Source organism: Bradyrhizobium sp. Kon10 (assembly GCF_055807395.1).
This window is the reverse complement of sequence record NZ_JBVVOZ010000044.1, coordinates 31,016-49,171: the sequence shown is the minus strand read 5'-3', so window position 1 is coordinate 49,171 and position 18,156 is coordinate 31,016. Positions and strand designations below refer to the sequence as shown.

At 63.8% G+C, this 18,156-nt stretch carries 16 protein-coding genes; 8 read left to right on the top strand and 8 right to left on the bottom strand.

Annotated features, from left to right (window positions below):
- Positions 1-1,085, bottom strand: a 1,085-nt coding sequence (locus AC0L2O_RS33385) for a methyl-accepting chemotaxis protein (RefSeq protein ID WP_473372739.1), incomplete at its 3' end; no start/stop codon positions are given.
- 307 nt (positions 1,086-1,392) lie between these two features.
- Between AC0L2O_RS33385 and AC0L2O_RS33380 the strand changes: the two genes are divergently transcribed.
- The 4 genes from AC0L2O_RS33380 (at position 1,393) to AC0L2O_RS33365 (ending at position 6,453) form a co-directional block, all read left to right on the top strand.
- Complete coding sequence (locus AC0L2O_RS33380; RefSeq protein WP_369719868.1) at positions 1,393-1,878, top strand: (2Fe-2S)-binding protein; 486 nt, start codon at positions 1,393-1,395, stop codon at positions 1,876-1,878.
- Positions 1,879-1,962: 84 nt separating this feature from the next.
- Positions 1,963-4,305 carry a xanthine dehydrogenase family protein molybdopterin-binding subunit gene (locus tag AC0L2O_RS33375; protein WP_409191096.1) on the top strand — a complete coding sequence of 781 codons (2,343 nt, stop codon included), beginning with the start codon at positions 1,963-1,965 and terminating at the stop codon, positions 4,303-4,305.
- Between the two features lie 12 nt (positions 4,306-4,317).
- Positions 4,318-5,118, top strand: coding sequence for an FAD binding domain-containing protein (locus AC0L2O_RS33370; RefSeq protein ID WP_473372738.1), 801 nt, complete (start codon positions 4,318-4,320; stop codon positions 5,116-5,118).
- Positions 5,119-5,316: 198 nt separating this feature from the next.
- Positions 5,317-6,453 carry a CaiB/BaiF CoA transferase family protein gene (locus AC0L2O_RS33365; RefSeq protein ID WP_473372737.1) on the top strand — a complete coding sequence of 379 codons (1,137 nt, stop codon included), beginning with the start codon at positions 5,317-5,319 and terminating at the stop codon, positions 6,451-6,453.
- A 218-nt stretch (positions 6,454-6,671) separates the two neighbouring features.
- Here AC0L2O_RS33365 and hppD read toward each other — a convergent pair whose 3' ends face one another.
- On the bottom strand, positions 6,672-7,790 hold the full coding sequence (hppD, locus tag AC0L2O_RS33360; protein WP_473372736.1) for a 4-hydroxyphenylpyruvate dioxygenase: 1,119 nt from the start codon (positions 7,788-7,790) through the stop codon (positions 6,672-6,674).
- Between the two features lie 121 nt (positions 7,791-7,911).
- Here hppD and AC0L2O_RS33355 point away from each other — a divergent pair, with 121 nt between their 5' ends.
- Complete coding sequence (locus AC0L2O_RS33355) at positions 7,912-8,391, top strand: Lrp/AsnC family transcriptional regulator (protein ID WP_473372735.1); 480 nt, start codon at positions 7,912-7,914, stop codon at positions 8,389-8,391.
- A 73-nt stretch (positions 8,392-8,464) separates the two neighbouring features.
- On the top strand, positions 8,465-8,776 hold the full coding sequence (locus tag AC0L2O_RS33350) for a DUF1272 domain-containing protein (RefSeq protein ID WP_473372734.1): 312 nt from the start codon (positions 8,465-8,467) through the stop codon (positions 8,774-8,776).
- A 165-nt stretch (positions 8,777-8,941) separates the two neighbouring features.
- Here the strand turns inward: AC0L2O_RS33350 and fahA are convergent, their stop codons facing one another.
- The 5 genes from fahA to AC0L2O_RS33325 form a co-directional block, all read right to left on the bottom strand.
- A complete protein-coding gene (fahA, locus tag AC0L2O_RS33345; protein ID WP_473372733.1) occupies positions 8,942-10,213 on the bottom strand; it encodes a fumarylacetoacetase in 1,272 nt (423 codons plus the stop codon).
- Between the two features lie 192 nt (positions 10,214-10,405).
- Positions 10,406-11,752, bottom strand: a complete 1,347-nt coding sequence (gene hmgA, locus AC0L2O_RS33340) for a homogentisate 1,2-dioxygenase (protein ID WP_473372732.1) — start codon at positions 11,750-11,752, stop codon at positions 10,406-10,408.
- A gap of 2 nt (positions 11,753-11,754) precedes the next feature.
- Complete coding sequence (locus AC0L2O_RS33335) at positions 11,755-12,711, bottom strand: MBL fold metallo-hydrolase (protein WP_473372731.1); 957 nt, start codon at positions 12,709-12,711, stop codon at positions 11,755-11,757.
- Positions 12,712-12,734: 23 nt separating this feature from the next.
- Positions 12,735-12,959, bottom strand: a complete 225-nt coding sequence (locus AC0L2O_RS33330; RefSeq protein ID WP_369719875.1) for a DUF2783 domain-containing protein — start codon at positions 12,957-12,959, stop codon at positions 12,735-12,737.
- 9 nt (positions 12,960-12,968) lie between these two features.
- The gene (locus AC0L2O_RS33325; protein ID WP_473372730.1) at positions 12,969-14,597 is read right to left on the bottom strand and encodes an FAD-dependent oxidoreductase; all 1,629 of its coding nucleotides are present in this window, start codon (positions 14,595-14,597) and stop codon (positions 12,969-12,971) included.
- A gap of 109 nt (positions 14,598-14,706) precedes the next feature.
- On the opposite strand from AC0L2O_RS33325, the gene AC0L2O_RS33320 reads away from it, so the two are divergent.
- A complete protein-coding gene (locus AC0L2O_RS33320; RefSeq protein ID WP_473372729.1) occupies positions 14,707-15,249 on the top strand; it encodes a MarR family winged helix-turn-helix transcriptional regulator in 543 nt (180 codons plus the stop codon).
- Positions 15,250-15,373: 124 nt separating this feature from the next.
- On the opposite strand, the gene AC0L2O_RS33315 is transcribed toward AC0L2O_RS33320, so the two are convergent.
- Positions 15,374-16,180, bottom strand: a complete 807-nt coding sequence (locus tag AC0L2O_RS33315) for an N-acyl homoserine lactonase family protein (RefSeq protein ID WP_473372728.1) — start codon at positions 16,178-16,180, stop codon at positions 15,374-15,376.
- Between the two features lie 369 nt (positions 16,181-16,549).
- Here AC0L2O_RS33315 and AC0L2O_RS33310 point away from each other — a divergent pair, with 369 nt between their 5' ends.
- Positions 16,550-18,064 carry a caspase family protein gene (locus tag AC0L2O_RS33310; protein WP_473372727.1) on the top strand — a complete coding sequence of 505 codons (1,515 nt, stop codon included), beginning with the start codon at positions 16,550-16,552 and terminating at the stop codon, positions 18,062-18,064.
- Positions 18,065-18,156 lie beyond the last annotated feature (92 nt).

Genomic DNA, 18,156 nt, shown 5'->3' with positions numbered 1-18,156 from the left:
ATCTCGTCCTTGCGGCCGAGGCCCGGCAGCACGACGTCGAAATTCCCCGACGCGAGCTCCCGCATCGCCTTGCACATCGCGATCATCGGGCGCGAGATGCCGGTGCCGAGCAGGAAGGCGAGGACTGCGCCGAGCAGCGTGCCGCCGACGGCGAGCATCAGCACCAGGTGCTCGGTCTTCCCGATCGTTGCTTCTGACTCGGACTCCAGCCGCTGCTGCTCGGAAACAAGGTCCGCCTTCATCGCGGTGGCGCCCTGAAGGATCGCGCCTGCCGAGCCGCTCATCTCCGTGACGAGATCATCGACCATCTTGGCGTTGGCGATCAGCTTCTCCAGCGCCTCGCGATAGGCCGCGAGCAGCGCCTTGGCATCCTTGAGGCCGGCAACGATCTTGTCGTCCATGGAATAGACCGCGCCGAGGGAGTTATCGACGAATTTCAGCCGGGCCAGCGCGCTTGATGCGATCGCCTGGTCGGACGTCAGCACAAAATTGGTCGCCGCCGCGCCCGCGGTCTGGAACTGGGCATTGACCTGCTTGGTGCCGAACTCGATCGCCTGTGCCTCCGAATCGGAAGCATTGTTGCCGATGTCGTCGAGCTTGTATTTCAGCAGGTTGGCGTTTCGCATGAGCTGGTTCTGCACCAACAGCGCGCTGTCGCGCTTGGCCTGAAGAACCTTGGCAAAGCTCGCAGCGTAATTCGAAAACTCCTTGGCAAGCTTGTTGAGGCCCTCCAGCCGCGCCGGCGTCTTGGCGCCCTTGATCGCCTGGTCGATGGCATTCTTGAGGTTGGCTTCAGAGTCCAGGGCGGCTTTGGCGTCATCTTCCTTGCCGGTGACGACGAAATACCTGACGGCCGAGCGGTAGGCGAGCAGTTCGCGGTCGATATTGCGGGCGAGATCGGCCTCCGACACGCTGGTGCGATAGGACCCGACGCCGGACGAGACCCGCTCGAACCCGAAATAGGCGAAGGCCATGCTGCCGGCCGAAATCACCAGCACCGCGGCAAAGCCGAGGATGATTTTGGCGCGGAACCTGAGGGTCGGAAACATGGTGCGCTTAGATGGTGACGCAATACGCCCGGACATTCCCACCCCCGATTTTCCATTCAATCGCAATCCGGAGGCGCCCCGCCTCCAGACCGGATGCGCAAAACTAAGGCAGAATCAATAAGGGGTGGTAAATTCGGCGCATCTTGTAACTCTGACTGGTCCTGATGCCGGGCAGCCCACTCGGCCGGCGCCCTGCCTAAAACAGCCGACTCCCGACCGGCCAGCCATCGCACCTGCCGACCCCGTGACTTTTCCGTGACGGAGGCGCCCAAAATGCCAGTTGCAAAGTCGGGGGCCGCTGTCTCTAATTGGAAACAATCAAAATCAGTCGGGGAGGTATCACGTGTCTACAGTCAAACTGACGGTGAACGGCAAGGCCGTTGCTGTCGACGTCGAAGACCGCACGCTGCTGGTCCAGCTGCTGCGGGACAACCTCAACCTCACCGGCACCCATGTCGGCTGCGATACCAGCCAGTGCGGCGCCTGCGTCGTGCATATCGACGGCAAGGCCGTGAAATCGTGCACCATGCTGGCGGGCCAGGCCGACGGCGCCAACGTCACCACCATCGAGGGCATCGCCAAGGGTGACGAGCTGCACCCGATGCAGGCCGCCTTCCGCGACAATCACGGCCTCCAGTGCGGCTATTGCACACCGGGCATGATCATGTCGGCGATCGACATCGTGCACCGTTATGGCGGCCAACTCGACGAAGAGACCGTCCGCCACGAGCTCGAAGGCAACATCTGCCGCTGCACCGGCTATCACAACATCGTCAAAGCCGTGCTGGATGCGGCCGGACGCATGAAGGTTGCGCAGGCGGCCGAGTAAAGCGACCGTCTCGAATACATAATCACCACCGCAGCTTTCGATGGAAAGGGCGGTCAAACAGAATTCCGGTCGGGAGGACAGGACATGGGTGTTGAAGGCATCGGCGCAAGCGTCGTGCGCAAGGAAGACAAGCGTTTCATTACCGGCAAGGGCCGCTACGTCGACGACATCAAGTTGCTGGGCATGACGCATGCCCATTTCATCCGCAGTCCGCACGCGCACGCCAAGGTCAAGGGGATCGACTCCTCCGCCGCCCTGAAGATGCCGGGCGTGGTCGCGGTGCTGACGGGCCGAGAGATCGTCGACGACAAGGTCGGCAACCTCATCTGCGGCTGGGCCATCACCTCGAAAGATGGCAGCCCGATGAAGATGGGCGCATGGCCGGCGATGGCGCCGGAGACGGTGCGCTTCGTCGGACAGGCCGTCGCGGTCGTGATCGCCGAAACCAAGAATCTGGCGCGCGACGCGGCGGAAGCGGTCGTCGTCGACTATGAAGAGCTTCCCGCGGTCGCCGACGTGCGTGCCGCCATCAAGGCCGGCGCGCCGCAGCTTCATCCCGAGGCCCCCGGCAACCAGGTCTACGACTGGGTGATTGGCGACGAGGGCGCCACGGACGCCGCCTTCGCCAAGGCGGCCAATGTGGTCAAGCTCGACGTCACCAACAATCGCCTCGCCCCGAACGCGATGGAGCCGCGCGCGGCGATCGCCGATTACGACCAGGCGGAAGAGCATTTCACGCTCTACACGACCTCGCAGAACCCGCACGTCGCCCGCCTCGTGCTGTCGGCGTTCTACAACATCGCCCCCGAGCACAAGCTGCGCGTGATCGCGCCCGACGTCGGCGGCGGCTTCGGCTCGAAGATCTTCATCTATCCCGAGGAGATGGTCGCGCTGTGGGCCTCGAAGAAGGTCGGCCGTCCGGTGAAATGGACCGGCGACCGCACCGAGGCCTTCCTCACCGACGCGCATGGCCGCGACCACGTCACCCATGCCGAGATGGCGTTCGATGCCAACAACAAGATCACCGGCCTGAAGGTGAAGACCTACGCCAATTTCGGCGCCTACATGTCGCTGTTCTCGTCATCGGTGCCGACCTATCTCTACGCGACGCTGCTGTCGGGCCAGTACAACATCCCGGCGATCCATGCCGAGGTGGTCGGCGTCTACACCAACACCACGCCGGTCGACGCCTATCGCGGCGCCGGCCGCCCCGAGGCGAGCTATCTGATCGAACGTCTGATGGAGACGGCGGCGCGGCAGTTGAGCGTCGATCCTGCGGCTCTTCGCCGGACCAACTTCATCACCCAGTTCCCGCACCAGACGCCCGTGATCATGGCCTATGACACCGGCGACTTTAATGCGTCGCTCGATGCCGCGATGAAGGCGATCGACTACGCCGGCTTCGCCGGCCGCAAGGCCAAGGCGAAAGCCGACGGCAAGCTGCGCGGCATCGGCGTGTCCTGCTACATCGAAGCCTGCGGCATCGCGCCGTCGAAGGCGGTCGGCAGTCTCGGCGCCGGCGTCGGCCTGTGGGAATCGGCCGAGGTGCGCGTCAACCCGGTCGGCACCATCGAGATCCTCACCGGATCGCACAGCCACGGCCAGGGCCACGAGACCACGTTCTGCCAGCTTGTGGCGGAGCGTCTCGGCGTTCCCATCAGCCAGGTCTCGATCGTCCATGGCGACACCGACAAGGTGCAGTTCGGCATGGGCACCTATGGCTCGCGCTCCGCGGCCGTGGGTCTCACCGCGATCCTCAAGGCGATGGAGAAGATGGAAGCGAAGGCCAAGAAGATCGCCGCGCATGCGCTGGAGGCGTCCGAGGCCGACATCGTCATCGAGAACGGCGAGTTCAAGGTGACCGGCACCGACAAGGCGATCGCACTGCCGATGGTCGCGCTCGCGGCTTACACCGCGCACAATTTGCCTGACGGGATGGAGCCGGGACTGAAGGAGAGCGCCTTCTACGACCCGACCAACTTCACCTTCCCGGCCGGCACCTACATCTGCGAGCTCGAGGTCGATCCCGGCACCGGAAAGACGTCCTTCGTCAACTTCGTCGCCGCCGACGATTTCGGACGGCTGATCAATCCGATGATCGTCGAGGGACAGGTCCATGGCGGCCTTGCCCAGGGCATTGGCCAGGCACTGCTCGAGCACGCGATCTATGATGCCAACGGCCAGCCGGTCACGGCCTCGTTCATGGACTACTCCATGCCGCGCGCCGACGATCTCCCGTCGTTCAAGCTCTCTCACACCACGACGCTCTGCCCGGGCAATCCGCTCGGCATCAAGGGTTGCGGTGAGGCCGGCGCGATCGGCGCCTCTGCGGCCGTGATCAACGCGATCACGGACGCGATCGGCAAGAACAATCTGGAAATGCCCGCAACCCCGGATCGGGTGTGGCGCACGATCCACGCGGCCTGAGAGGAGAGAAAGATGTACCAGACCACATATCATCGCGCCTCTTCAGTCGATGAGGCCGCCTCTCTCTTCGCGAAGGGCAGCGACGCAAAGTTTCTCGCCGGCGGCCAGACGCTGCTGCCGGTCATGAAGCAGCGCCTCGCGAGCCCCTCGGACGTGATCGATCTCGGCAAGATCAAGGAGCTGATCGGCGTCGAGGCCTCCGGCGACACGGTGACCATCAAGGCTGCCACGCCGCATTATGACGTCGCGACCAGCGATGCCGCGAAGAAGGCGATCCCCGCGCTCGCCTACCTGGCGTCGCTGATCGGCGATCCTGCCGTCCGCTATCGCGGCACGATCGGCGGCTCGATCGCCAACAACGATCCCGCCGCGGACTATCCGGCCGCGCTGCTCGCACTCGGCGCTACCGTGAAGACCAACAAGCGGTCGATCACGGCGGGCGACTTCTTCAAGGGCCTGTTCACGACCGCTCTTGAAGACGGCGAGATCATCACCGCCGTATCGTTCCCGGTTCCGGCGCAGGCAGGCTACGCCAAGATGCGGCATCCGGCCTCTCGCTTCGCGCTGACCGCGGTCTTCGTCGCGCAGACCAAGTCGGGCGAGGTTCGGGTGGCCGCGACCGGCGCTTCCCAGAGCGGCGTGATGCGGGTGCCCGCGATCGAAGCCGCCCTGAAGGCAAACTGGTCGCCGGCCGCGATCGACGGCGTGAGCATTTCGGCGAGCAACCTGCTGGCCGATATCCACGGCACTGCGGAGTACCGCGCCAATCTGGTCAAGGTGATGGCACAGCGCGCGGTCACCGCCGCCGGGTGATAGCGCCTCAACACAAATCTTCCGCGGCGCGCAGCGATGCGCGCCGCTTTTATTTTGGCCGAGCGCCACGAAAACCGCTTGCCTCGCTGGCGTGAAGGCGAGAAAAGTTAATCAGCCAATTAACTCGCCCACAGAGGAACGTCCCGAGCGCTTGCCCGGACCATCGGCAATCCGCCCGCGACCCGAGGAAACAACAAATTGCTCGACAAACCAGCCCAAGAAAAACCAGAAGAAAAACCAGAAGGCTCCTCCGTTCGCAACTCGGGCCCGCTGTCAGGCTTCCGCATCGTCGAATTCGCGGGCATCGGGCCCGGCCCGTTCGCCTGCATGTTGCTGGCCGACATGGGAGCGGAGGTCGTCACGCTTGATCGCGTGGGCGCCAGGAAGAGCATGAAGTCGGTGGCCGGCCGCGGCCGCAAGGTGATCGAGCTCGACCTCAAGGACAAGGCGGCAATCGCGCAAGCGCTCGACCTGCTTGCGAATGCCGATGCACTGGTCGAGGGCTTTCGCCCCGGCGTGATGGAGCGGCTGGGCCTCGGGCCCGATGTCGTGCTCGCGCGCAATCCAAAGCTGGTCTACGGCCGCATGACCGGTTGGGGCCAGGAAGGCCCGCTTGCGAACGCCGCCGGCCACGACATCAACTACATCTCCATCACCGGCGCGCTTGCCGCGATCGGCACCAAAAAGGCGCCGATGCCGCCGCTCAACCTGGTCGGCGATTTCGGCGGCGGCGCGCTCTACCTCGTGGTCGGCGTGCTCGCGGCGCTGCTGGAAGCGTCAAAATCCGGCAAGGGCCAGGTGGTCGACGCGGCGATGTGCGATGGCGCCGCATCGCTGATGTCGTTCTTCTTCGACATGACGGCGATGGGCCGCTGGACCGAAGGCCGCGACCAGAATTTCCTCGACGGCGGCGCGCATTTCTACGGCGTCTATGAATGCGCCTGTGGCCATTTCGTCTCGATCGGCTCCATCGAGCCGCAGTTCTACGCCTTGCTGCGCCAACACGCCGGCCTGACCGATGCCGATTTCGACGCGCAGATGGACCGCAACGCGTGGCCGGCGCTGAAGGAGAAGCTCAAGGCCGTGTTCAAGAGCAAGACGCGCGAGGACTGGTGCAAGATCATGGAAGGCACCGACATCTGCTTCGCACCGGTGCTGACCATGTCGGAAGCAACCGAGCATCCGCACATGGTCGCGAGAAAGGTGTTCGTCGAGCGCCACGGCGTGAAGCAGCCGGCACCCGCGCCGCGATTCTCGCGCACGCGGTCGACCGTGCGCGAGCCGGAAGGGGCGGAGATCGGGGCGGTGACGAAGGCGTGGACAACCGGAAGATAAACTCCCGGTCGCGCCCCAGCCTGCTCTCGTCATCCCGAACAAGCGCAAGCGCAGATCCGGGATCCATAGCCACAGACGGATGTGATTACGAAGACTCGGAGTGGCCGCCTTCGGCTTGCGACTACGTCCTGTGGTTATGGGTCCCGGATCTACGCGCGCTTTAGGGCGCGCTTGTCCGGGACGACAGCTGCGTTTTGACGCGGCAGTGTGCCCGAAAGCTACGCCGCATTCTCCACCTTCAACACCCCGCGCCGGATCTGATCCTCCTCGATCGATTCGAACAGCGCCTTGAAGTTGCCCTCGCCAAAGCCGTCATCGCCCTTGCGCTGGATGAACTCGAAGAAGATCGGGCCGATCGCATTGGCGGAGAAGATCTGGAGCAGCACTTTGGTTTGGCCGCCCTCGACGACGCCTTCGCCGTCGATCAGGATGCCATTCTTCTGCAAGCGCGCAATGTCCTCACCATGCTTCGGCAGTCTTGCGTCGATCCGCTCGAAATAGGTGGCGGGCGGCGCCGGCATGAACGGCAGGCCGGCTTCGCGCAGGCCTTCGATCGTGCTGTAGATGTCGCGGCAGCCGCAGGCGATGTGCTGGATGCCCTCGCCGCGATAGATATTGAGATATTCCTCGATCTGGCCGGAATCGCCGGCGTCCTCGTTGATCGGAATCCGGATCTTGCCGTCGGGGCTGGTCAGCGCCCGCGAGAACAGGCCCGAGGCGCGGCCCTCAATGTCGAAGAAGCGGATCTGGCGGAAGTTGAACAGCTTCTCGTAGAAGCCGGTCCAGACATCCATGCGGCCGCGATGAACGTTATGGGTGAGGTGATCGAGATAGAACAGCCCGGCGCCATCGGGCCGCGGATCGCGCGCGCCCATCCATTCGAACTCGGCATCATAGGCCGAGCCCTTGGCGCCATAGCGATCGACGAAATAGAGCAGGCTGCCGCCGATGCCCTTGATCGCCGGGAGATCGAGCGTCTTCTGCGCGGATGACAGATCCGCAGGCTCGGCACCGAGCGCAATCGCGCGCGCATAAGCGGCCTTCGCATCGACCACGCGGAACGCCATCGAGGGCGCACAGGGACCGTGGGCGGCGACAAAGTCGAAACCGTGCATGCCGGGCTGCTCGTTGACGAGATAGTTGATGTCGCCCTGGCGATACACCGTAATTGCCTTGGTCTTGTGGCGGGCAACGGGCGCATAGCCCATCAGCTTGAACAGCGCGTGCAGCTCTTGCGGCTTGGGATGGGCATATTCGACGAACTCGAACCCGTCGGTGCCCATCGGATTTTCGGCCGTGATCGTGGCCGGCGGTGCATCGTGCGGAAACGGACCCATTGGCTGCTCTCCCAAATTGCCCTGCAAGAACTATCCTTCATGGCGCGCGCAATGGGCGTGCAAACGGGACGCAGTTGAGCTAGCCTATGCATGCTTTGTGCATCAACAGGGCTTTTCGCGCATGATTTCGGTAGATGCCTTCGACCTCAAGATCCTGGGCGCGCTCCAGGATGACGGCCGCCTCACCAACCAGGAGCTCGCCGATCTTGCGGGCCTGTCGGCCTCGCAATGCTCGCGCCGCCGGATGCGGCTGGAGCAGGAGAAGGTGATCTCAGGCTATCACGCCGACCTCTCCAGCGAGGCCCTGGGCTTTGGCGTGGTCGCCTTCATCCAGGTGACACTGGCGACCCATTCACCTGACAACGCCAAGCGCTTCCGCACCCTGGTCAACCGCATCGACGAGATCCAGGAGGCGTATTCGTTGACGGGCGACGCTGACTATGTGCTGAAAGCCGTGCTGCACGATTTGAGGGGACTCTCCAACCTCGTCAACGATGTGTTGATGCCGCACCAGAGCGTAGCGCATGTGCGCTCCTCGATCGTGCTGGACAGGTTGAAGGAAAGCTCGCGACTGCCGCTGAAGAATTTGAACCCTGGCTGAAATCGAGGGAATTGCGGCCTTCGCGCTGCCGGTCTGATTTGCGAAGATCCGAGCCAAACCCGGAGATTCAGCCATGGCGCTCCAGCTTCGCCCGAACTGCGAGTATTGCGACCGCGACCTGCCGCCCCATGCAACGGAGGCGCGGATCTGCTCCTATGAATGCACATTCTGCGCGGACTGCGTCGAGACGAAGCTGTCGAACGTCTGCCCGAACTGCGGCGGCGGCTTTGCGCCACGCCCGATCCGGCCAACGCGGCAATGGCGACCGGGCGTCTGCGTGATGACACACCCGCCGTCGGACAAGCGTGTGCATTTGAAGTTCAGCCTGGAGGACGTCGCCGCGCATTGCGCGGGGATACGCGACGTGCCGCCGGAGAAGCGCTGAGCCGTCTCCAGGTCATTGCGAGGAGCTCGCGACAAAATTGCGAAGCAATTTTGCGCTGATGCGACGAAGCAATCCAGACTGCTTCCGCGGAAAGATTCTGGATTGCTTCGCTGCGCTCGCAATGACGGAGAATGTGGATAGAGCGTCGCATCGCTCCCCCAGCAATCACTCCGCCGGCAAAATCGTCCCCTCGACCTCGCCGAACCCGACGCGGTAGCCGTTGCCCTGGCACCAGCCGCGCATCACGAGGCTGTCGCCGTCTTCCAGGAACGACCGCTTGGCGCCGCCGGCGAGCTCGACCGGCTCGGTGCCATTCCAGCTGATCTCCAGCAGGCTGCCGCGCTGGCTTTTCTCCGGACCGGAGATCGTACCGCTCCCTAAGAGATCGCCGACATTCATCGCGCAGCCGCTGGAGGCGTGGTGCATCAGCTGCTGCACCGACGACCAGTACATGTATTTGAAATTGGTGCGGCTGATGCGCGTTGGCGCATTCGTGCCGCCGGGACGCAAGGAGACATCGAGCTCGACATCGTAGTTCTGCGCCTTCGCCTGCTTGAGATAATCGAGCGGCGCCGGCTGCTGCTCCGGCCCCTTCAACCGGAACGGCTCCAGCGCCTCGCGCGTCACCACCCACGGGCTGATCGAGGTCGCAAACGCTTTGGCGAGGAACGGACCCAGCGGCACATATTCCCATTGCTGGATGTCGCGCGCGCTCCAGTCGTTGAGCAGCACGAAGCCGAAGATCATCTCCTCGGCCTGTTGCTCGGTCAGCATGCCGCCGATCGGCGACGGCTGGCCGACCACGACGCCCATCTCCAGCTCAAAGTCGAGCCGCTTGCACGACGCAAAGCTCGGCACTTCCACATTCGGCGGCTTCAACTGCCCGCGCGGCCGCTTCACCTTTGTGCCGGACACCACGACAGTCGAGGCCCGGCCGTTATAGCCGATCGGCATGTGGAGCCAGTTCGGCTGCAGCGCGTTGTCCTTGCCGCGGAACATCACGCCGACATTGGTGGCGTGCTCCTTCGAGGAATAGAAATCGGTATAGCCGGAGACTGCGAAGGGGAGATGCAGCGTCACATCCGCCATCGGCACCAGCGCCCGCGCGCGCAGTTCCCGGTTGTCGCGCAGCTCCGGATGATCGGCGCGCAAGAGTTCGCTGATCCGTGCCCGCGTCTTTGTCCACAGTTTTGGCCCGAGCGCCACGAAGGGATTGAGCGACGGTGCAGAGAACACGCCCAGCGGCCCGACATCGAGCCGCGAATCCTGCTCGAGCTCCCAGAGATCGAGCACATGGTCGCCGATCGCCACGCCGACGCGCGGCGTCGGGTTGGCCGCGGTCGAGAACACGCCGTAAGGCAGGTTCTGGATCGGGAAGTCGGAGACGGGATCGACGTCGATGAAAGAGCGGAGGCTGGGGTCGTTGGGGTGGGGCATTTTTTTCCCGATACGAATTCTGGTGCCGAACAACCCTCCCCTGGAGGGGGAGGGTCGGTTCGCATGAAGCGACGCGGAATGCGAAACGGGGTGGGGTGATCTCTCAACTCGGGCACCGCCTCAATGGAGAGACTGTCACCCCACCCCGCTCGCTGACGCGAGCGACCCTCCCCCTCCGGGAGGGTAAGCAAGTCACGGCTTGCTGGGATCGAACCTTTTCTCCAGGCCCTTCCAGCAATCCGCGTAATCGTCCTGCAACGTTGCCGCGTTCGCGGCGTGCGCAGTTACGCGCTGCGGATAGCGGGTCTCGAACATGAAGGCCATGGTCCCGGTCAGCTTCACCGGCTTTAACTCGCCGTTGCTGGCGTGCTCGAACGCATCGCGATCCGGGCCATGCGGCAGCATGCAATTGTGCAGGCTCATGCCGCCGGGGACAAAACCTTGCGGCTTGGCGTCGTAGACGCCGTAGATCAGTCCCATGAACTCGCTCATGATGTTCATGTGATACCAGGGCGGACGGAAGGTGTTGTCCGCGACCATCCAGCGTTCCGGAAAGATGACGAAGTCGATATTCGCCGTGCCGGCGGTCTCCGACGGCGAGGTCAGCACGGTGAAGATCGAGGGATCAGGATGGTCGAAGGCGATCGCGCCGACCGGCGAGAACGTGCGCAGATCGTATTTGTAGGGCGCGTAATTGCCGTGCCAGGCGACGACGTCGATCGGCGAATGCGGCAATGTGGTTTTGAACAGCGCGCCGCCCCATTTGACGAACAGCTCGGTCGGCGTGTCCTTGTCCTCGTAATAGGCGACGGGCGTGAGGAAGTCGCGCGCATTGGCGAGGCAATTGGCGCCGATCGGCCCGCGCTCCGGCAAGGTGAAAGCGCCGCCATAATTCTCGCAGACATAGCCGCGCGCCGGCCCGTTGGGAATCTCGACGCGGAACTTGACGCCGCGCGGGATCACCACGATTTCGCCGGGCTCGGCGTCGATGCGGCCGAACTCGGTGACCAGACGCAGATTGCCCTGCTGCAGCACGAACATCAGCTCGCCGTCGGCGTTATAGAAATGCTGGTCCACCATCGACTTGGTGATGAGATAGACATGCGCGGCCATGCCGGCCTGCGTGTTGACATCGCCGGCCGTCGTCATGGTCTGCACGCCCTGGAGGAAGGTCATGTCCTCCTTCGGGATCGGCGTCGGGTCCCAGCGCAATTGCGCGATCGGCAGATCGTTCTCATGGCACGGCGCCGAACGCCACAGCCCGGCATCGGCCTTCTCGAATCGACCGGAGTGTTTCACCGAGGGTCGGATACGATAGAGCCAGGACCGCTCGTTGGTGCCGCGCGGCGCGGTGAAGGGCGAGCCGGAGAGCTGCTCGGCATAGAGACCGTAGGCGCAGCGCTGCGGCGAGTTGCGCCCGATCGGCAGCGCGCCCGGCAGCGCCTCGGTCTCGAAGCTGTTGCCGAAGCCGGACATGTAGCCCGGCGTCACCTGCGCCGAGCTGCGGATGATCTGATTGGGCGAGGTATTGATGTTCATGACTATCCTCCTCCTTGCAGGGCGGCCCACATCTCCTGGTCGCGCTTGTCGGTCCAGATCACGGGATCGTCGATTCCCGAAGCTTCGTCGTAGGCGCGCGATACGTTGAATGGCAGGCAGTGCTCGTAGATGGCGAAGCCTTGGAATTTCGGATCCATCACCTCGCGCGTTGCCGCCATCGTCTCCTTCAGCGTGCGTCCTTTGGCGACCGAGATTTCGGCTGCACCATAAAGCGAGGTGACGAAGTCGCGCGTCATCGCGATCGCTTCGCGCACGGTGGCGACACCTTTCAACGCATCGCCGCGGCCTGGCGCGATCGCCTTGGGATTGAAGTTGCGGATCTCGTTCAGGGTCAGCGGCCATTCACGCAAATGCGCATCGCCGCAATAGCAGGCCGAGTGATATTCGATCAGGTCGCCGGAGAACATGACTTCCGCGTCGGGCACCCAGGCGACGATGTCGCCGGACGTGTGGCCGGCGCCAAGCTGCATCAGCCGCACCTCGCGCTTGCCGAGATAGATCGACATCTCGCCCTCGAAGGTCAACGTCGGCCAGGTCAGGCCGGGAATGCTTGCGGCATCCTGGAACAGGCGCGGGAAGCGGCCATATTCGGAATCCCAGTCCTGCTGGCCGCGCTCCTCGATCAGCCGATAGGTCTCCTGCGACGAAACGATGCCTTGCGCCTTGTACGCGGACGCCCCCAGCACGCGGACGGCGTGATAATGCGACAGCACGACGTATTTGATCGGCTTGTCGGTGACGGTGCGCACGCGATCGATCACCTTGTTGGCCATCGCCGGCGTCGACTGCGCGTCGAACACGAGACAGCAGTCGTCGCCGACAATGACGGCGGTGTTGGGGTCACCTTCGGCGGTGAAGGCGTAGAGGTCGGTGCCGATCTCGGAAAAGGTGATCTTCTTCTCGGAGAGGTCGCCGGTGGATGCGAAATTCTTCGCCATCAGTTCATCCTTGGATTCATGGGTTATTGTTGTTGCTGTTGTTGCTGCTGGCCGTCGATCATGCGGCGCTTCGCCAGCCCGATCGCCTCCCGCAGCACGTCGATGTCGCCGATATGGTTGGCGAGGATCAGAACCAGCGCCGCGTCGAAATCGGCGCTTTGCTCGTCGGTGAGACCGCGATGCGCCTCGACGAGGGCGCGAAAGGCGTCATCGGGCCGCGCGAAGTTGGAGCTGGTGGAGAGCGGCATGTGCTGACCTCAATTCAAGCCTTGTGCCCGCGACAGCGCCGCTGCAACGCTAGCGCGCGTCGGGTGGCGGAAGCGAGCCGCGACATAACCGTCCGGCCTGAGCAGATAGGCTGAGCCGGGCTCGGCATCGTAGCGCTTCGCGACGAAACCCTCTCGATCCGCCAGCCCGCCCTCACCGCCGATGCGGATGTCCTTGATGCCCTCGGGCGCTTTGATGGCCTCGCCGTTGCTGAACGACAGCAATGTGAAATCCGTTCCACCCTTGCGGAATGCATCCGTCAGATAGCCCTGCTCGCCCGCGCGCGTGGCAACGGGCGCATCCAGCATCGAACAGCCGGGAGACGGTCCGCCGCGCCACGCATCCGCATCGGGCGATGACAATGGAGAATCGTAGCTGCAAGGCACCGACAGCCGGCCGCCATTGACCATCCGCTTGCCGAACTCGGTCTCCTTAGCCAGCGACAGCACCGCCTTGCGCAGCCGCGCCTCCTGATGCGAGTTCGGCGCCATGAAGTCGGTCGAACGAGTGGATTCTCGGATATTCTCGTCGGCTGCCATACCGCGCTCGACATGATAGCTCTCGAGCAGGCTCGCAGGCGATGCGCCGCGCAGCACGCGGTCCAGTTTCCAGGAGAGATTTTCGGCATCCTCCAGACCCGAGTTGGCTCCGCGCGCGCCGAAGGGTGAGACCTGATGCGCCGAATCCCCGGCAAAAATCACGCGGCCATGGATGAAGCGGTCCATCCGTCGGCACTGGAATTTGTACAGCGAGATCCATTCGAACTCGAACTTGTCGTGGCCGAGCATGCGCGCGATCCGCGGCCGCACGTTTTCCGGCTTCTTCTCGACGATTGGATCGGCATAACGATTGAGCTGGAGATCGATGCGCCAGACATCGTCGGGCTGCCGGTGCAGCAGCGCGGAGCGCCCGGCATGAAACGGCGGATCGAACCAGAACCAGCGCTCGGTCGGAAATTCCGCGGTCATCCTGACGTCGGCGATCAGGAACTGATCCTCGAACACCTGCCCGGCGAAGTCAGCGCCGACCATCTGCCGCAGCGACGACCGCGCGCCGTCGCAGGCAACGACATATTGGGCGTGCAGGCGATAGGCTCCATCCGGCGTCTCGATCGTCAGCGCGACGCAGTCGTTGCGTTGCTCCAGCGCCGTGACCTTGTTGCGCCAGCGCAGATCGATCCCGGGCAGCTCCTGCACGCGATCGGCCAGGTAAGCCTCGGCGTAATATTGCTGGAGGTTGATGAAGGCTGGTCGCTTGTGGCCGTCCTCCGGCAGCAGGTTGAACTGATAGAGCTGGGACTCGCCGTGAAAGATGCGACCGACGCTCCACACCACGCCCTTCTCGACCATGCGGTCGCCGACGCCGAGCCGGTCCCAATATTCCAGCGAACGCTTCGAGAAGCAGATCGCGCGCGAGCCTTCGCCGATGCGGTCCGCGTCATCGAGAAGAACGACCTGCTGGCCGCGCTGGGCGAGATCGATCGCCAGCGACAGCCCGACCGGGCCCGCGCCGACGACCACGACCGGATGCTCGGCCGGATTCTGGACGGGACGATCCTGATCGGGGTGGCGGCGGTAGCCGAACTGGGTTTTGGCCTGATGGGTATTGGCCTGCGCCATGCACGAACCTCGGCTCTGGTCAGGAGAGGACTAATCTGCTAGATAGTCTCATGTGCAACTATTTTGGACCGGAGCCGGCCGGTCGTCAACTGGAATTCGGAGCGCTGACTTGGCGAGGACATCCGGCGATATCGCGCTGAAGACACCAGAGGCGGACGAGGCGTTGCCGACGGCAAAGTCTCGGCTCGACCTGTTCAAGTTCGTCCCGTTCCGTCTCAACCGGCTCGCGGCAGAAGTCAGTTCCGCGCTCGCCATCGAATATCAGGAACGCCACGGCCTCGACATTCCGGCCTGGCGGGTGCTCGCGACGCTCGGCTTCCGCAACGATGCCTGCAGCGCTCAATACATCTCGCAGTGCACCCGCACCCACAAATCGACCATCAGCCGCGCGGTGACCGCGCTATTGCATCAGGGATTGATCGAGCGGGTCGAGAACGAAGCCGACCGTCGCGAATTCCGCCTGCAGCTGACGAAGAAGGGCCGCGCGCTGTACGAGGAGCTGTTTCCGCAGCTGCTGCGGCGGGAAGATGAAATACTCTCCTGCCTCTCGGTGCAGGAGCGCAAGCAATTGTCGGCCCTGCTCGGCAAGATCGAGCAAAGCCTGGACCTGATCCAAACCAGCGCAGAGGCGGACGCAAAAGAGGCGTATTAGTTAGTCGCCTCGTCATTCCGGGGCGCGCGTAGCGCGAACCCGGAATCCATTGATCCACGCAACCGGTCGCACGATGGATTCCGGGCTCGCCGTGGTGCGGCGCCCCGGAATGACGGCTATGCCGTCACTTCGCAAACGACCTCGACGGCGGCAGATGCAGTGCCCAGGCATCGACCTTGTCGCTGGCCCGCGGATAGATCTCCGTCACGATCGGGTCGTGGCCGGGGATGAACCGGTCGGGATGACCGGCGAGGCGCTCGATCGTCTCCCAGCCCTGCGCCATGTCGCCGACGTTGTAGACGATCGGAAAAGGGCTGCGACGCTGGAGATTGGCGTAGTAATGCGCGGCGTCGGAGGCGAGCACCACCGGACCGCGCACGGTTTCAACCTTGACGACCTGCAAGCCGTCGGAATGACCCCCGACGCGATGCACGGTGACGCCGGGCGCGACTTCGCCATCGCCCGAATAGAAATTGACGCGCTCGCCATAGACATGACGCACCATCTGCGTGACGTGCTCGACCGAGAACGGATGTCGCAGCAGTCCGTTGCACATGCAGCGCCCGGTCGCGTAAGCCATCTCGCGCTCCTGGAGATGAAAGCGCGCGTTCGGGAAACGATCGAGATTGCCGGCATGGTCGTAATGCAGATGTGTCACGATGATGTCGCGAATGCTCGACGCCGCCACGCCGAAGCGCTCCAGCGCATCGACCGGGTTGAGCGTCAGCTTGCGCGCGCGCAAGCTCGCCTCCTCGGCGTTGAAGCCGGTATCGACCAGAATATCGCGGCCGCCGCCGCGGATCAGCCACACGAAATAGTCGAGGTCCTGCGCCGCGCTGTCATGCGGATCCGGAGCCAGAAAATTCATGCCGGGGGTGCGCGGCGACATCGTCGCATAGCGCAGCGCATAGATTTCGTAGGCGTTTCCCATGGTTTTTGCTTTTATCTGAGGAGGACTGCGAAACGATCCCGCGCACCAAGCCATCGTCGGCCGCAAAGGTCAAACATTGCGGGTTGCGGCCGACGCGGGTCCGCAATGTGAGACCAATCACATTTTCGTCGTCAGTGCCGGCCTAGCATGGCCGCCAGACCCCAGCACCCGAATGCATCGAGCAGAGCCGTGACATCCGAATTATTCCCCTCGCAGCTCGCCCGTGCGGCGCGGTCAATTGTCGCGATAATGCCGAATCTCCAAGCAGTTGACGCCCCCTCTCCCCGGTTTGATAATGCCCCTTGCGTAAGTTAAGGTCGCCGCGGCGCAAGCTGGACACGGCGCCTTTTTGGCTGGACCGCGCTCATTATGAAAATTCGCTTCCTTCTTTTTCTGCCATTGCTTGCATCGCTGATCCCGACCGCGCCATCGCTGGCGGCCGGCGACCGCTTTGCGCTGGTCATCGGCAATGCCAAATATCCGGACGCGGACGCCCCGCTGAAGGAACCGATCAACGACGCGCGCGACGTCGCCGACGAGCTCAAGCGCGACGGCTTTTCCGTGGAGGTCGGCGAGAACCTGACCGCCGACGGCATGCGCCGCGCGTTCGACAAGCTCTACAGCAAGATCAAGCCGGGCTCCGTCGCGCTGCTGTTCTACAGCGGCTTCGGCATCCAGTCGGCACGCCAGAGCTTCATGATCCCGGTCGATGCCCAGATCTGGACCGAATCCGACGTCCGCCGCGACGGCTTCAGCATCGAGACCATCCTCGGCGAGCTCAATACCCGCGGCGCCGGGGTCAAGATCGCGCTGATCGATGCCTCCAGGCGCAACCCGTTCGAGCGTCGGTTCCGCAGCTTCTCGGCCGGATTGACACCGGTGATCGCGCCAAACGGCACGCTGGTGATGTATTCGGCCGCGCTGGCCTCGGTGGTCTCGGACGCCGGCGGCGACCACAGCCTGTTCGTCCAGGAGCTGCTGAAGGAAATCCGCGTCCCCGACCTGATGGCAGAGGAAACGCTGAACCGCACCAAAATGGGTGTCACCCGCGCCTCGCGCGGCGAGCAGGTGCCGTGGATATCCTCCTCGCTGGCCGAAGATTTCTCGTTCATTCCCGGCGCCGGCGGATCGCGTCCGACAGCGACGGCGCAGCCACCGGCCCCTCCTGCGCCGCCGGCTCCCGCAGTCGCGAACAACGCGACTCCGCCCGCCCCACCTCCGGCACCGGTCGTTGCAAACAATCCACCGCCGGCGCCTCCCGCGCCGCCAGCACCATCGCCGAAGCCGCAGATCGAGGCCGCTTTGCCGCCGCCGCCCCCGCCGGTCAAACCGGCCGATATAGCAACCGCGCCGACCACGGAGAGCGGTCCGAGTCAGGCCATGCTGGCCGAGGACCCCACCATCAAGAGCCTGACGGCGAAGATCGCCGCCAATCCGGACGACGTGAATGCGCTGTACCGGCGCGGCCAGGTCTATGCCAGCAAGGGCGCTTTCGGCCTCGCCATCAAGGATTTTGACGACACGCTGCGGATCAATTCGAAGGACGTCGAAGCCCTGAACAACCGCTGCTGGACCCGCACCGTGGTCGGAGACCTCCAGGGTGCGCTGAAGGATTGCAACGAGGCGCTGCGGCTGCGGCCCAATTTCGTCGATGCGCTGGACAGCCGCGGGCTCGTCAACCTGAAATCCGGAGCGGCCAAGAACGCCATCGCCGATTTCGACGCCGCGCTGAAGATCAACCCGCGCCTGACCTCCTCGCTCTATGGGCGGGGGATCGCCAAGCAGCGCAACGGCTCGGCCCAGGAAGGGGCGCTCGACATCGCCAATGCCAAGGCGATGGACCCGAACATCGTTCAGGAATTCGCAAGCTACGGAGTGCGTTGATATTTTTTTGATTTGAGGCCGGACGCATCTCGAACCCCCGACGGCCCGGCGAAGACTAATTCAACGGATGCCGCGAGCGGCCTTGCCGGCGG

Bases quoted from the DNA above. Each gene is read 5' to 3' on its own strand.
- AC0L2O_RS33375 (WP_409191096.1), top strand. From the start codon at position 1,963: ATGGGTGTTGAAGGCATCGGCGCAAGCGTCGTGCGCAAGGAAGACAAG.
- AC0L2O_RS33370 (WP_473372738.1), top strand. From the start codon at position 4,318: ATGTACCAGACCACATATCATCGCGCCTCTTCAGTCGATGAGGCCGCC.
- hppD (WP_473372736.1), bottom strand. From the start codon at position 7,790: ATGGGTCCGTTTCCGCACGATGCACCGCCGGCCACGATCACGGCCGAA.
- AC0L2O_RS33355 (WP_473372735.1), top strand. From the start codon at position 7,912: ATGATTTCGGTAGATGCCTTCGACCTCAAGATCCTGGGCGCGCTCCAG.
- AC0L2O_RS33350 (WP_473372734.1), top strand. From the start codon at position 8,465: ATGGCGCTCCAGCTTCGCCCGAACTGCGAGTATTGCGACCGCGACCTG.
- fahA (WP_473372733.1), bottom strand. From the start codon at position 10,213: ATGCCCCACCCCAACGACCCCAGCCTCCGCTCTTTCATCGACGTCGAT.
- hmgA (WP_473372732.1), bottom strand. From the start codon at position 11,752: ATGAACATCAATACCTCGCCCAATCAGATCATCCGCAGCTCGGCGCAG.
- AC0L2O_RS33335 (WP_473372731.1), bottom strand. From the start codon at position 12,711: ATGGCGAAGAATTTCGCATCCACCGGCGACCTCTCCGAGAAGAAGATC.
- AC0L2O_RS33330 (WP_369719875.1), bottom strand. From the start codon at position 12,959: ATGCCGCTCTCCACCAGCTCCAACTTCGCGCGGCCCGATGACGCCTTT.
- AC0L2O_RS33325 (WP_473372730.1), bottom strand. From the start codon at position 14,597: ATGGCGCAGGCCAATACCCATCAGGCCAAAACCCAGTTCGGCTACCGC.
- AC0L2O_RS33315 (WP_473372728.1), bottom strand. From the start codon at position 16,180: ATGGGAAACGCCTACGAAATCTATGCGCTGCGCTATGCGACGATGTCG.
- AC0L2O_RS33310 (WP_473372727.1), top strand. From the start codon at position 16,550: ATGAAAATTCGCTTCCTTCTTTTTCTGCCATTGCTTGCATCGCTGATC.